The organism is Mesorhizobium sp. B2-3-12, from assembly GCF_006442205.1.
Taxonomy (GTDB): Bacteria; Pseudomonadota; Alphaproteobacteria; order Rhizobiales; family Rhizobiaceae; genus Mesorhizobium.
The window spans coordinates 279769-292559 of the sequence record NZ_VFVR01000003.1 but is presented as its reverse complement, the minus strand read 5'-3'; the positions used below and the strand labels follow the sequence as shown (position 1 = coordinate 292559).

General features: G+C 64.6%; 15 protein-coding genes. 6 read left to right on the top strand and 9 right to left on the bottom strand.

The features are described 5' to 3' along the window. Positions 1-63: 63 nt before the first annotated feature. Together FJ948_RS11690 and FJ948_RS11685 are read left to right on the top strand one after the other, a co-directional pair. Positions 64-732: a DUF1007 family protein gene (locus FJ948_RS11690; protein ID WP_140704446.1), complete on the top strand. Its 669-nt coding sequence runs from the start codon at positions 64-66 to the stop codon at positions 730-732. Next, positions 729-1943, top strand: a complete 1215-nt coding sequence (locus FJ948_RS11685; RefSeq protein WP_140704444.1) for a nickel/cobalt transporter — start codon at positions 729-731, stop codon at positions 1941-1943. Before FJ948_RS11690 ends, FJ948_RS11685 begins: the two co-directional genes overlap by 4 nt. Positions 1944-1978: 35 nt before the next feature. On the opposite strand, the gene denD is transcribed toward FJ948_RS11685, so the two are convergent. From denD to FJ948_RS11665, 4 genes are all read right to left on the bottom strand, one after another. After that, positions 1979-2956, bottom strand: a complete 978-nt coding sequence (denD, locus tag FJ948_RS11680) for a D-erythronate dehydrogenase (RefSeq protein WP_140704442.1) — start codon at positions 2954-2956, stop codon at positions 1979-1981. 12 nt (positions 2957-2968) lie between these two features. Beyond that, on the bottom strand, positions 2969-3181 hold the full coding sequence (locus tag FJ948_RS11675) for a hypothetical protein (protein WP_140704440.1): 213 nt from the start codon (positions 3179-3181) through the stop codon (positions 2969-2971). An 89-nt stretch (positions 3182-3270) separates the two neighbouring features. After that, positions 3271-4239, bottom strand: coding sequence for a cation diffusion facilitator family transporter (locus tag FJ948_RS11670; RefSeq protein WP_140704438.1), 969 nt, complete (start codon positions 4237-4239; stop codon positions 3271-3273). Positions 4240-4253: 14 nt separating this feature from the next. Continuing rightward, positions 4254-4940 (bottom strand): GNAT family protein, encoded by a 687-nt coding sequence (locus tag FJ948_RS11665; protein ID WP_140704436.1) that lies wholly within the window; start codon positions 4938-4940, stop codon positions 4254-4256. A gap of 83 nt (positions 4941-5023) precedes the next feature. On the opposite strand from FJ948_RS11665, the gene FJ948_RS11660 reads away from it, so the two are divergent. After that, the gene (locus FJ948_RS11660; protein WP_140704434.1) at positions 5024-6208 is read left to right on the top strand and encodes a pyridoxal phosphate-dependent aminotransferase; all 1185 of its coding nucleotides are present in this window, start codon (positions 5024-5026) and stop codon (positions 6206-6208) included. A gap of 152 nt (positions 6209-6360) precedes the next feature. Then, positions 6361-6735 carry a YciI family protein gene (locus tag FJ948_RS11655; protein WP_140704432.1) on the top strand — a complete coding sequence of 125 codons (375 nt, stop codon included), beginning with the start codon at positions 6361-6363 and terminating at the stop codon, positions 6733-6735. A 33-nt stretch (positions 6736-6768) separates the two neighbouring features. On the opposite strand, the gene FJ948_RS11650 is transcribed toward FJ948_RS11655, so the two are convergent. From FJ948_RS11650 to FJ948_RS11640, 3 genes are all read right to left on the bottom strand, one after another. Then, a complete protein-coding gene (locus FJ948_RS11650) occupies positions 6769-7524 on the bottom strand; it encodes an SDR family oxidoreductase (protein WP_140704430.1) in 756 nt (251 codons plus the stop codon). 300 nt (positions 7525-7824) lie between these two features. Continuing rightward, positions 7825-8565 (bottom strand): tellurite resistance TerB family protein, encoded by a 741-nt coding sequence (locus tag FJ948_RS11645; protein ID WP_140704429.1) that lies wholly within the window; start codon positions 8563-8565, stop codon positions 7825-7827. A gap of 116 nt (positions 8566-8681) precedes the next feature. Beyond that, complete coding sequence (locus tag FJ948_RS11640; RefSeq protein ID WP_140704427.1) at positions 8682-9614, bottom strand: rhodanese-related sulfurtransferase; 933 nt, start codon at positions 9612-9614, stop codon at positions 8682-8684. A gap of 200 nt (positions 9615-9814) precedes the next feature. On the opposite strand from FJ948_RS11640, the gene FJ948_RS11635 reads away from it, so the two are divergent. Beyond that, entirely contained in the window at positions 9815-10453 is a 639-nt protein-coding gene (locus FJ948_RS11635) for a 2-dehydro-3-deoxy-phosphogluconate aldolase (protein ID WP_140704425.1), read from the top strand. A gap of 12 nt (positions 10454-10465) precedes the next feature. Here the strand turns inward: FJ948_RS11635 and FJ948_RS11630 are convergent, their stop codons facing one another. Continuing rightward, entirely contained in the window at positions 10466-11224 is a 759-nt protein-coding gene (locus FJ948_RS11630) for an SDR family oxidoreductase (RefSeq protein ID WP_140704424.1), read from the bottom strand. A gap of 131 nt (positions 11225-11355) precedes the next feature. On the opposite strand from FJ948_RS11630, the gene FJ948_RS11625 reads away from it, so the two are divergent. Further along, the gene (locus tag FJ948_RS11625; protein ID WP_140704423.1) at positions 11356-12249 is read left to right on the top strand and encodes an AraC family transcriptional regulator; all 894 of its coding nucleotides are present in this window, start codon (positions 11356-11358) and stop codon (positions 12247-12249) included. Between the two features lie 124 nt (positions 12250-12373). Here the strand turns inward: FJ948_RS11625 and FJ948_RS11620 are convergent, their stop codons facing one another. Beyond that, a complete protein-coding gene (locus FJ948_RS11620) occupies positions 12374-12562 on the bottom strand; it encodes a hypothetical protein (RefSeq protein WP_140704421.1) in 189 nt (62 codons plus the stop codon). Positions 12563-12791: the final 229 nt, after the last annotated feature.

The window sequence follows — 12791 nt, the reverse complement described above, 5'->3', positions numbered from 1 at the left end:
ATTTCGCCCCCTTTCTGGTAACCTTCGACAACGCTCTCGAAGCCAAGGGAATCGCGACCGCGAATGCATTTGAAACGGCACGCAATCACGCTGGCTTCGGCCTTGGCGGCGACTTTCGCCGCGACGGGACCGGCCGAGGTGCATCCGCACGTCTTCGCCGAAGCACGCCTCGACGTGATCCTGTCACCGGATCACCAAAGTGTGAAAGCGCTGCGCCATCTCTGGCGCTTCGACGACCTGTTTTCGAGTACGGTGATGATGGAGTTCGACAAGAACTCCGACCTGAAGCTTGACGACAAGGAGCTGAAGGAGGTCGCCGACACCGTCCATGCCTCGCTGGCTGAGTTCAATTACTTCCAGCTCGTCACGCAGAACGGCAAGGACGTGACGATGGTGCCGCCGCCGCATCTGATGGCCAATTTCGACAACGACCAATTGATCATCCTGTTCGAATCCGAACCCAAGGTGCCGATCAAGCTGACCGGCACCATCGACATAGGCGTCTACGACCCCACCTTCTACACGGCGATCGACTTCACCGAGGACTCCAACATCACGGTCGCAGGCCTGCCGTCGAACTGCACCAGCAAGGTCGTTCGGCCGGACCCGGACGAAGCCATCAAGGAAAACCAGAAGACCCTGACGGATGCCTTCTTCAACGACCCGACAGGCACCGACATGAGCAAGATCTTTGCCACCAAGCTCGAACTGACCTGTCAGCCAGAAGGATGAATCCGGTGACGAAACCATCCCTGCGCTTGGCGTTCGGCCTGTTGGCCCTCACCTTTGCCATGATGCACTTCGCCAATGCCGCGCACGCCCAGAGTTCGCTCGGCATCGGCGTCAATGATGGCATGGCGCCGACCACCGGCCCCTTCGCTCACATCCTGATGTGGATCAATCTCAGGCAGCAGGAATTCTACCGCGCGCTGGCGACAGCCATGAAGGCGATGCGCCAGGACAACAGCAAGCTCTGGGTGCTCATCGGCTTGTCCTTCGCCTATGGCATTTTCCACGCCGCCGGCCCCGGCCACGGCAAGGCCGTCATCTCGTCCTATATGGTGGCCAACGAAGTGGCGCTCAAGCGCGGCATCCTGTTGTCCTTCGTCTCGGCGCTGCTGCAGGGCCTGACGGCGATCCTGGTGATGCTGCTTGCCTATTTCGTCCTGCGTGGCACCACCATCTCGATGACCGACGCGGCCTGGTTCATGGAAATCATGAGCTTTGCCCTCGTCACCCTCTTCGGCGCCTGGCTTTTGTGGCGCAAGCTCGGCCCCGCCGTCCTGCGCCTGTTTGGCAAGGGGCCGGCCTATAGCCTGTCGGCGGCTCATGCCGGGCATTCTCATGCGGGTCATTCCCATGCTGGCCATTCTCACGCCGGGCATTCCCATGCAGGCCATTCGCACGCAGCCCACTCGGCGCATGCCCATTCGCACGCGCTTCACGTGCATGACGACCACGACCATGCCCATGATCATTCGCACGATGACCACAGCGCGCATGACCATCATCATGATCACGGCGCCCATGACCATGCGCATCACGACCATGCGGGCGAGGTCTGCGACACCTGCGGCCACTCGCATGCGCCCGATCCGGCGCTGCTGTCGGGTGACCGCTTCGATTGGCGCACCGCATGGTCGGCGGTGGCGGCGGTCGGCATCCGCCCCTGCTCCGGTGCGCTGATCGTGCTCAGCTTCGCGCTGCTCAACGGGCTCTGGCTTGGCGGCCTGCTGTCGGTGCTGGCCATGTCGATCGGCACCGCCGTCACCGTCTCGGCGCTGGCGACGCTGGCGGTGACCGCCAAGAACTGGGCGGTCTATTTCGCCGGCGACGGCCGCATGGGCAACCGTATCCACTCGATCGTCGAGATCGGCGGCGCCGCCTTCGTGTTCCTGTTCGGATTGCTGCTGTTGTCGGCGAGCCTGACAGGCAGCGTCTAGACCTGCACCACGATCGAACGGATGGCTGCGGACCTCTAACCGGGAATCTTGCCGCCGAGCTCATCCTCGATATGGGCGCGGATGATTTCGTCGAAGCTCGCCTCGGCGCTGAAGCCGAGTTCGCGTGAGCGCCGCGCCTCGAACCGGGTCGGCCAGCCCTGGACGATCGCCCAGATCGTCTCGTCCGGAACTTCGCGGATCAGGCTTGCCGTCTTCGATCCGGCGATGCGTTCAAGCGCCTCGATCTGCTCGCCGACGCTGACGGCGACACCCGGCATCGTCAGATTGCGGCGCGGCCCGACGGCGGCACCGTCGATGCCGACCGCATGGATCAGGAAATTGACCGCCGAGCGCGGGCTGGCATGGGTGTGCACGACCGAGCGCGGCACCGGCAGGATCGCCTCCTGCCCGCTCAACGGTTCGCGGATGATGCCAGAGAAGAAGCCGGAGGCCGCCTTGTTCGGCTTGCCGGGCCGCACGCAGATGGTCGGCAGCCGAATGCCGATGCCGTCGAAAAAACCTCGCCTGGAATAATCGGCCAACAGCGCCTCGCTCATCTGCTTCTGCGTGCCGTAGGAGGTCAGCGGCGTCGGATGGAATTCGTCGGGAATGACATCCGGGAACGGTGCGCCGAACACCGCGATCGACGAAGTGAAGACAACGCGCGGCGCAAAACCGGCCAGGCGGATGGCGTCGAACAGCGCGCGCGTGCCGTCGAGGTTGACGCGGTAACCGAGGTCGAAATTCGCTTCCGCCTCGCCCGAGACGATGCCGGCGAGATGAAAGACGACGTCGGGGCGCGACGCGACCAGGCTCTCGGCGGCGCCGGCTTCGGCCAAGTCGCCGGTGTGCAGTGCGACGCTGACGCCGTCTATCTCAGGCGCCTGCGGCGGCACGATGTCGTGCAGGTCGAGCGCGGTGATCTTCTTGCCGCGCAGCGTGCCGTCCTTGGCCAGTCGGGCAATGAGCTTGCGGCCGACCATGCCCGCGGCGCCGGTGATCAGAATGCGCATGTCCGATATCCCTTACTTGCCCTGATTTTTGCGCTGGATGCGCGCGCGCAGCCAGAACACCAAGAAAAACGCCAGCACGAAGACGGTGCCGAATATACCCGCCAGCACGGTCGAAAAACTGCCGAGTGCCAACATCACGGTCGGCAGGTAGAAAGCGGCAATGCCGAACAGAAGCATGATCCAGACCGCCGCGATGGCCGCATTGCGCGTGTCACGGTCCATCATGCCGCACCGGAGCGGCGATCGTTCATCGGGCTGAGTTTCAACGCTGGAGAACTCCTGGGGCAGGTCCGGTCAATGGTCATCGATCGGGCCTAGTGATAGTGGCCGTGATGCGGGGTCGCACCATGCTCATGCTCATGCTCGTGGTCCTCGCCCTCGTCGGCGCACCGGCCGAATTCCGGTTCCACGGTGGCATGGCTGATGCCGTGTTCGCGGGCAAGCCGCTTCTTGATGGCGCTGACCGCCTGATGCGCATCGACGCCCTCTTTGAGACAGGCATGCAGCGTCGCCATGCTGTTTGTCCCGTCGAGCGACCAGATATGCATATGGTGCACTTCGCGCACGCCCTGGACCGCCCCCTGGATGTCACTGGCGATCAGGTCGCGATCAAGGCTTGGCGGCACGCCTTCGAGCAGGACGTGGGCCGCGGCGCGCATCAGTGACCAGGCGGTCGACAGGATCAGCAGCGAGACCAGCACGGACAGGATCGGGTCGATCGGCGTCCAGCCGGTCGTCAGGATGACCAGCGCGGCCACGATCGCGGCGGCGGAGCCGAGCAGGTCGCCAAGCACATGGAGGATGGCGCCGCGCATGTTGAGGTTGTCGCGATCTCCGCCATGCAGCACCAGGAAGGAGCCGATATTGACCAGCAGGCCGAGGATCGCCACCACCAGCATCGGTCCGCCCAGCACCGGCGCCGGTGTCAGCAGGCGATCCCACGCTTCGTAGACGATCCACAGCGCGATGACGAAAATGGCGATGCCGTTGGTGTAGGCCACCAGCGTCTTGACCCGGCCGAAGCCGTAGGTGAGCTGGCCTGTCGCCGGCCGGTCCGCCAGATGGAATGCATACCAGGCCAGGCCGAGCGCGATGGCGTCGGCGAGCATGTGGCCGGCGTCGGCCAACAGCGCCAGCGATCCGGTCAGCAAGCCGCCGAGCGCCTCGGCAACCATGAAGCCGGCGGTCAGGCAGGCCGCGATCAGGACGCGTTTCTTGTCGGTCGAGCCATGCACATGACCAGCGCCATGGTCGTGCCCGCTGTGATCGTGGCTATGGGCCAAACGGTAAACTCCTGTTACGCGCCCAATTCCGCGCGAAGATCTTCCAGGCGGCGTTTCTGCTGGCCATTGGCGTCGAAGTTGGCCGGATCGAGCCAGGCTTCATAGGCTTGGCGCAGAGCCGGCCATTCCTTGTCGATGATCGAATACCACGCGGTGTCGCGGTTTTCACCCTTGACGATGAGATGCTGGCGGAAGATGCCCTCGAACTTGAAGCCGAACCGCTCCGCGGCACGCTTCGACGGCTCGTTGCGGTTGTTGCACTTCCATTCGTAGCGGCGATAGCCGAGTTCGTCGAAGATATATTTCATGAACAGGAACTGCGCTTCCGTCGCCGCCGGCTTGCGCGAGATCAGCGGTCCCCAATAGATGTTGCCGATCTCGATGACCCCATAAGCGGGATCGATGCGCATCAGCGTCTGGCGTCCGGCGACCTTGCCGCTGGCCTTGTCGATGATGGCAAAGAACAACGGATCCTCGCTGGCCTCGACCCTGTCCAGCCAGGGCTGGAAAGCGGCGCGCGTCTCCGGCGGATAGTCGGGCAGCCAGGCGAAGCGGCCACCGACATCGGATACGGAAGACGCCTCATAGAGGCCGTCGCCGTGCTTTGCGGCGCTCAGCGGCTCGAGCCTGACATGGCGGCCGTCAATCGCCTTGCGCTCGGGTCGCGGGCGTGGCTGCCAATTCGCAAGATTTTCCGACACCGAAAGCTCCAATCCGTTTGACTTTTGCGGGCCAAGGCTCACAAAAACGCGACCCAACAGCAAGAACCACACGGACGGGAAAAATGCTCCACACGATTTCGGCCTTCGACCGTCTCGGCGAGGAAAATGCCTTCGCGGTATTGGCGCGGGCCACGGCGCTGGCGAGCCAGGGCCGCGACATCGTCAATCTCGGCATCGGCCAGCCCGACTTCAAGACGCCGCAGCACATCGTGGAAGCCGCGATCAAGGCCTTGCGTGACGGCCACCATGGCTACACGCCGGCCAACGGCCTGCTGGCGACGCGCGAGGCGGTGGTGCGCCGCACGCTGACCACCACCGGCGTCGAGGTTTCGCCGGAGGCGGTGATGATCATGCCAGGCGGCAAGCCGACCATGTTCGCCGCCATCCTGATGTTCGGCGAGCCGGGCGCCGAGATCCTCTATCCCGATCCGGGCTTTCCCATCTATCGCTCGATGATCGAGTTCACGGGTGCGGCACCCATTCCCGTGCCGATGCGCGAGGAGAACGGCTTTGCCTTCTCGGCCGAGGAAACGCTGGCGCTGATCACTCCGAAAACCAGGCTCCTCATCCTCAACTCGCCGGCCAATCCGACCGGCGGCGTCACCCCGCGCGCCGAGATCGAGAAGCTGGTCAAGGGGCTGGAGAAGCATCCCGATGTCGCCATCATGTCCGATGAGATCTACGACGTGATGACCTATGACGGCGAGACGCACTGCTCGCTGCTCGGCTTTCCCGATATCCGCGACCGGCTGATCGTGCTCAATGGCTGGTCCAAGACCTGGGCGATGACCGGCTGGCGCATGGGCTGGTCGATCTGGCCGAACGGCGAAAAGGGTGCCCATCTCTACGACAAGGTGCGCAAGCTGGCGGTCAATTGCTGGTCCTGCGTCAACGCGCCGAGCCAGTTCGCCGGCATCGCGGCAATTGACGGCCCGCAGGACGATGTCGCCAAGATGATGCGCGCCTTCGACAACCGCCGCAAGATCGTGGTCGAGGGCCTGAATGCCTTGCCAAACATCTCCTGCATCACGCCCAAGGGCGCCTTCTACGCCTTTCCCAACGTGTCGAAGACCGGCTGGAAGGCGAAGAAACTCGCCTCGGCCCTGCTTGACGAGGCCGGCGTGGCGCTGATCGGCGGCCCCGATTTCGGCATTCTCGGCGAAGGGTACATCCGGCTCTCCTACGCCAATTCCGAGGAGAACATCCTGCGCGCGCTGGAGCGGATCGGAGCGTTCCTGGCGAAATGAGCTTCAGCTCGTTTCGTCGCCTCCCATGCCTGGCCGGCATCGGCCGCCACGACGGTGTCATGAGCCGTCGGGAGGCGCGTGGCCGAGGCTGGGCGGTCATGCCGAAAACGGCTACCACTTCCCCGGATCAGGACCGGAATGAGGGACCTCGGATGTTTTATGCAATCCTCGCCTATCACGTGGAAGACGCGATCGAGGCACTGACGCCGCAGGAAGACGCGGCGCTGATGGCCGAGTTGTTGAAGATCAACACCAGGCTTCATGCGGAAGGCACGCTTGGGCCGTCGGCGCGTCTGGGGACGACACGGGATGCCTGCACCTTGCGCGGCCCGGGCGACGGTGTGATCATCGACGGGCCTTTCGCCGAGACCAAGGAACAGTTGCTCGGTCTCTATGTCGTCGACTGCGTCACCAGGGACGACGCGATAGCGATCGCCCGCGACCTGCGTCGTGTCAATCCAACCGCCGTTTACGAGATCAGGCCTATTCTGCTCTTCAAGCCCGGCGTGCCTCTGGCGGGAAAATAAGGCTCGGGCGAACGCGCTGCCAGTACCTGCTGCTCACCCACGCCCGACGAATGGCATCTTGGTCGCCATGACCGTCATGAACAGAACATTGGCGTCGAGCGGCAGGCTAGCCATGTGCACGACCGCGTCGGCGACGCGCTGGACATCCATCACCGCTTCGGCCGCGATCGAGCCATTGGCCTGCGGCACGCCGACGGTCATCGGCTGCGCCATGTCGGTCAGCGCGTTACCGATATCGATCTGGCCGCAGGCGATGTCATAGGGGCGGCCATCGAGCGCCAGTGTCTTGGTCAGCCCGGTAATGGCGTGCTTGGTCGCCGTATAGGGCACGGAGCCCGGGCGTGGCGCATAGGCCGACACCGAACCATTGTTGATGATGCGGCCGCCCATCGGCTTCTGCTTGCGCATGGCGCCGAAGGCGGCGCGCGCGCACAGGAACGAACCGGTGAGATTGACGCCGACGACATCGTTCCACACCTCGACCGGGATCTCGTCGATCGGCGTCGACTTGTAGCCCATGCCGGCATTGTTGAAGAGCAGGTCGACGCGTCCGAACGCCGCCGCCACCGTCTCGAACAGATCGTCGACCTCGGCGGCCTTGCTGATGTCGCAGGCAACCGCCAACGCCCTCGCCTCGGTCGGTCCGATCTCGGCGATCGCGGCGTCCAGCACCGGCTTGCGACGCCCGCAGAACACCGTGTTCCAGCCCGCCTTGAGCAGTGCCGTGGCGACGCTCTTGCCGATACCCGTTCCGGCGCCGGTGACGATGGCGGTTTTTTGCTCGGTCATGGCAGATGTCCTCCGGCAGCGCCGCGCGTGCCCGACTGATTTTCAGGATTTGGCTCGGGAGAAGGCATCGCAAATGACGGCGGCGATGGCAAGCGGGGCCGCGGGCGCCTGCGCTCGAAAAAGTGGAACCGCGTCTTTGGAGGAAGTCCGGCGAGGGCCGACAAAAAGGGCGGTCATTGGCGACCGCCCTGATCTGAACCGGGCTTGGGAGGAGGAAAGCCGATCCGACTGTCTAGAATCATGCGCTTCCTGAGTTAACGAAAGGTTAACGCTGGAAAGACCCGCCTGTCCCGTTTCGACCTACCAGCGCGGGTTGGTTGAGGTCCCCCCCTTTGCCGCTGGCACCTTGGCCGCCGAAACCGTCGCCTCGACATGGTCGACCAGCGCATCCGGCAGGCCAAGCCGGCCGGCAAGCAGGTCGAGATAACCACGCTCGGCGCGCGTGTCGGGATCGATGGTGAGACGCGACGCCGTATAGAGCTCGAGCTTCTGCGCATCGGTCCTGGCGCCGGCCACCAGCGTGTCGAGATCGAGCGGGCTCTCCAGCTCCGCCATCAGGAATTTTTCCGCATCGGTGCCGATCCCGGCAAGGCTGAGCTTGCCGGCGATCTTCTGGCGCTCCTCGTCGTCGACATGGCCGTCGGCCTTGGCCGCCGAGATCATCGCCCGCACCAGGGTCAGCGTGAACTCATCCTCGCCTTGCGGCGCCTGCGACGGGTGAAAGGCCGTGTCCTTGGGCGGCGGCAGCAATTCCGGCTCGCCGGCCGTGGGCGCCTGTTCGGGTGCGTTGCCGGCCTTGTAGTTCTGATAGGCCTTGTAGGCGAGGCCACCAATGGCGGCCAACCCGCCGAGCTTCACCGCGGCACCCGTCACCTGCCGGCCAGCACCGGTTCCAAGCAGCATCGCGGCCAGCGCACCGGCGGCCAGCGGATTGTCCTTGGCCATCTGCACCGCTTGTCCGGCCTTGTCGCGGACCGTGCCGCTGGTGCCGGGAACTTGCGAGCCGAGCAGATCGTCGAGAAGCTTCTTGGGATCGAACATTCAGTGCCTCCAGCATATGCCCGGCCGAACGGGCGGGTTTCGAACGCCGAAGACGTAGGTCCCGAAGCCTGACATTGCAACGACACGCGGCCGCTTTGCCGGCCGCGGCGCCTCGATCAGGATCCGATATGCGGTCTCCTGCCCCGGGCTCGCGCGAGCTCCACTTGCCGCTGGCGCTCCGCGTAGCGCTTGCGGTCTTCGTCCGAGCGGGCATCGAAACAATGCGGACAAGAAACCCCGGCGGCATAGTTCGGCGACGTCAGCTCGCTCTGCGTCAGCGGATGGCGGCAGGCGCGGCACAATTCCGCTTCACCCTCCGCGAGGCCGTGTGACACCGAAACCCGCTCGTCGAAGACGAAGCACTCGCCCTGCCACAGGCTCTGCTCGGCCGGGACCTGCTCGAGATATTTGAGAATGCCGCCCTTGAGGTGAAAGACGTCCTCGAAGCCGAGCGACTTCACATAGGCCGTCGCCTTTTCGCAGCGTATGCCGCCGGTGCAGAACATCGCCACCTTGCGGCCCTCGAACTCCGCCCGGTGCGCTTCCACCCAGGCCGGGAATTCGCGAAAGCTCGCCGTCGCCGGATCGACCGCACCCTTGAAAGTGCCGATCGAGACCTCATAGGCGTTGCGCGTGTCGATGACGAGCGTGTCGGGTTGCGAGATCAGCGCGTTCCAGTCGCCCGGCTCCACATAGGTGCCCGCGCTTGTCGCCGGGTCGATGGTCTCCACCCCCATGGTGACGATCTCGCGCTTCAGCCGCACCTTCATGCGGTGGAACGGCATTGCCGCGGCATCGCTGTACTTCACTTCGAGACCCGACAGGCCGTCGATCGCTTCAATATGGTCGATCAGCGCGGCGATCGCTTCGCCGCTGCCGGCGACGGTGCCGTTGATGCCCTCATGCGCCAGGAGCAGCGTGCCCTTGATGCCGCGCCCGCAGCAGAAGGCCGCGAGCGGCGCGCGCAACGCCTCGAAGGCGTCGAGCCGGGCAAAGCGATAGAGCGCGGCGACGCGGACTGGCTGGGATGGCGCGGGCGGTGTTGTCATTGCCAGAGCACCTAGACGCTCGCGAAAGCCGATTCAAGGCGAAACGGGTTCGGGCTGCCTTGTCATGGCCCTGTCGGCGAATAACCGTTAAGCTGGGCGGCACCGCGTGACATCGCGCCGCGACCGGTTCCGTGGACAGGGCAATACCCGTCTGCTAATCGGTTGAAATCCCTCGACGCGACCCCGACAAGGAGAGACAGATGCCGACCAAGACCGAAAAACTCCTGTCGCTCCTCAATGGCCAGCCGGTCATTCCGGTGCTGAAGATCGCCAGCGTTGCCGATGCGGTGCCGCTGGCCCGTGCTCTGGCGCGCGGCGGCTTGCCGGCGATCGAGATCACGCTCCGGACCGCGGATGCGCTCGAAGCGATCCGGCGCGTGGCGGGCGAGGTCGAGGAAGCCATCGTCGGCGCCGGCACCATTCTGGACAGCAAGCAGTTCGACCAGGCAGCCAGCGCCGGTTCGCGCTTCATCGTCAGCCCCGGCATCACCAGTCAGCTTCTGGCGGCCGCCGCCGACAGCGAGGTTCCGCTGCTGCCCGGTGCCATCACGCCAGGCGAGATCATGGCCGCGCGCGAGGCCGGCCTGCGCTTCCTGAAATTCTTCCCGGCCGAACAGTCCGGCGGCATCGCTTCGCTGAAGGCCTTCGCCTCGCCGCTGGCGGACGTCAAATTCTGCCCGACCGGCGGCATCACCGGCAAGAACGCCGCCGACTACCTCGCTTTGCCAAACGTCGTCTGCGTCGGCGGCTCCTGGGTTGCCCCCGACGAGTTGGTCAAGGCCGGCAAGTGGGACGAGATCGAGGCGCTCGCACGGGCCGCGAGCAAGCTCGGGAAATAACCCCCCTCGGGTTCACCAGCGCAGTGGGCCGTTGTCGTCGAAATATCCACCTGTCGGGCCATCACTATCCAGCGTTGCCAGCCGCACGACGATCTCGGTTGCCTGCTCCACCGTGCGGTAGCCTTTGCCGCCATTGAGATCGGTCGCTGTATAGCCGGGCGCGGCGGCATTGACCTTGATGCCCCGCGGCGCGAGTTCCCTGGCGAATGCCACGGTGATGGCGTTGAGCGCAGTCTTGGAGCTGCCATACCCCATGATATTAGGTGACTGGTTTTCAGCAAGATTGTCGGACGCGCGCGCGATCGAACCGAGATTGCTGCTCAGCATGACGATGCGGGCTCCGGGTGCTGCCGAAAGCAACGGCAGGAACGCCTGGGTGACGCGGATCGGACCGAAAACGTTGACGTCATAGGTCGCCTTCATGTCGGCAATGTTCTCTTGGCTCGGCAGCCGCTCGTAGCGGCCGTCCGGACCGAGCGCATCGACATATCCAGGCGCGATGCCGGCATTGTTGACCAGCACATCGAGACTGGGCGCGCTTGCCGCGACGACGCTGGCGGCGGCGGCCACGCTTTCGTCGCTGGTGACGTCGAGTTCGAGCCATACGACGTCGAGCCCCTCGGTGCGCAAGACCCCGGCCGCGGCCATGCCACGTTTTGGATCGCGGGCGCCGAGCCAGACCCTGATTCCCATCCCCGCAAGCCGCCGGACGGTCTCGAGGCCGATGCCCTTGTTGGCGCCGGTCACCAGAGCGGTCTTCTGTGTCGTCATCGCAAAGTCTCCTTTTTCGTGATCCCAGAAATGACGCAAGCCGGCCTGCTTCGCGCGCCGGAAGCTCTCATGCTCTTGCCTAAAACTCTCACTTGGTTGCGCTCTACCCGTGGATGGGCAATGCTGAAACGATGAACGAAATGCTTCGGGAATTGATCGCGATCGCAGCCCGCCACGCGCATGGACGACGGACACGGACGGCGATCCCCCGCGTCACGATCGGCCGCAGCGAGATACTGTCGCCACCGCTGCCGGAGCTTTGTCAGCCAACGGCGTTGTTCGTGCTGCAGGGCGCGAAATCGGTGCTGCTCGGCGACCGTACGCTTCGTTATGAGGCCGGCAGCTATTTCTTCTACGCGGTCGAGACGCCCGCCACCAGCCAGCTGATCGAAGCAAGTGCCGCCTGCCCTTACCTGGCCATCGGTTTCGCCCTTGATGTCGGATCGATCGCCACCTTGCTCATCGACCACGAGCCGGCGGTCGGTGGCGACGGTTTTGTGACTTGCCTGGCCGATGAGGACCTGCTCGATGCGTGGCGCCGGATGCTGCGGCTGCTCGACCGGCCCGCCGAGATTTCCGTGCTCGCTCCCATGATCGAGCGGGAGATATTGTTTCGGCTGCTGCAAGGTCCGCAAGGCGGCAAGCTGCACCAGCTTGCCCGCGCCGACGGCCGCCTGTCGCGGATCCGCCGCGCCACGGCGTGGATCCGGACGCATTACAACGAGCCTATCGAGGTGCGACAGCTGGCCGACCTGGCCCATATGAGCAACGCCGCCTTTCATCGCCACTTCAAGGCGGCGACAGCGATGAGCCCGATCCAGTATCAGAAGCAGGTCCGCCTGCTGGAGGCGCGCCATCTGTTGATCGCCCAGCCGGGCAACGCCGCGCGCGTCGCTTTTGAGGTGGGGTACGAGAGCGCTTCGCAGTTCACCCGCGAATATGCCCGCCAATTCGGATTGCCGCCCGCGCGTGACGCCGCGCGGCTGCTGGCGCGAGGCGAAGCAGCCGCGCTTGAGGTGGACTAATGCACGTCGAAAGCGCGGCGCGGAATTCGTTTCGACGCGACGCGCTCTAGAAATCCAAGGGGTTCGCAGAAGGCCCGGCCGAACCTTCGCCGACCGGGCCGCATTGCTTCCCTTCAAGCAAGGGTCAGTTGCAGACTCTGACCTTTTCAATCACCCTGTGGTGATGCCTCCAGTGCGTGACCACCTTGGTCCTGCAGTGCTTGGCATGCATGTGGTCATTGGTCTTGACGACGACGGTTGCCGCCTGCGTCGGAGCGATGGCGGCCGAGGCAGCCGCCAGCGTTAGAGCTGTCGCCAATAACATCTTCTTCATGAATATCCCCAGGTTGGAACGTACCCACCTTAACCCGGAAACGGGGTGGCCCGTTCCGGCTTCACGAGAAGTTCAGCCGCGCGTGATCCTCGCCGGCCTTCCGCCGATTTTCTCCCGCAACGATCGTCCGGTTACGGGCGTCGCCCTCGCCTGACCGGCATCACAGCCGGGCCGACAGGCGCGCTCCCGCGAGTGATACAGAAGAACCCCGCGCATCGCGCCTCCGGAC

Coding starts and splice junctions, on each gene's coding strand:
- FJ948_RS11690 (WP_140704446.1), top strand. CDS start 64: ATGCATTTGAAACGGCACGCAATCACGCTGGCTTCGGCCTTGGCGGCG.
- FJ948_RS11685 (WP_140704444.1), top strand. CDS start 729: ATGAATCCGGTGACGAAACCATCCCTGCGCTTGGCGTTCGGCCTGTTG.
- denD (WP_140704442.1), bottom strand. CDS start 2,956: ATGCGCATTCTGATCACCGGCGCCGCGGGCATGGTCGGCCGCAAGCTC.
- FJ948_RS11675 (WP_140704440.1), bottom strand. CDS start 3,181: ATGATGGACCGTGACACGCGCAATGCGGCCATCGCGGCGGTCTGGATC.
- FJ948_RS11660 (WP_140704434.1), top strand. CDS start 5,024: ATGCTCCACACGATTTCGGCCTTCGACCGTCTCGGCGAGGAAAATGCC.
- FJ948_RS11655 (WP_140704432.1), top strand. CDS start 6,361: ATGTTTTATGCAATCCTCGCCTATCACGTGGAAGACGCGATCGAGGCA.
- FJ948_RS11650 (WP_140704430.1), bottom strand. CDS start 7,524: ATGACCGAGCAAAAAACCGCCATCGTCACCGGCGCCGGAACGGGTATC.
- FJ948_RS11645 (WP_140704429.1), bottom strand. CDS start 8,565: ATGTTCGATCCCAAGAAGCTTCTCGACGATCTGCTCGGCTCGCAAGTT.
- FJ948_RS11640 (WP_140704427.1), bottom strand. CDS start 9,614: ATGACAACACCGCCCGCGCCATCCCAGCCAGTCCGCGTCGCCGCGCTC.
- FJ948_RS11635 (WP_140704425.1), top strand. CDS start 9,815: ATGCCGACCAAGACCGAAAAACTCCTGTCGCTCCTCAATGGCCAGCCG.
- FJ948_RS11630 (WP_140704424.1), bottom strand. CDS start 11,224: ATGACGACACAGAAGACCGCTCTGGTGACCGGCGCCAACAAGGGCATC.
- FJ948_RS11625 (WP_140704423.1), top strand. CDS start 11,356: ATGAACGAAATGCTTCGGGAATTGATCGCGATCGCAGCCCGCCACGCG.
- FJ948_RS11620 (WP_140704421.1), bottom strand. CDS start 12,562: ATGAAGAAGATGTTATTGGCGACAGCTCTAACGCTGGCGGCTGCCTCG.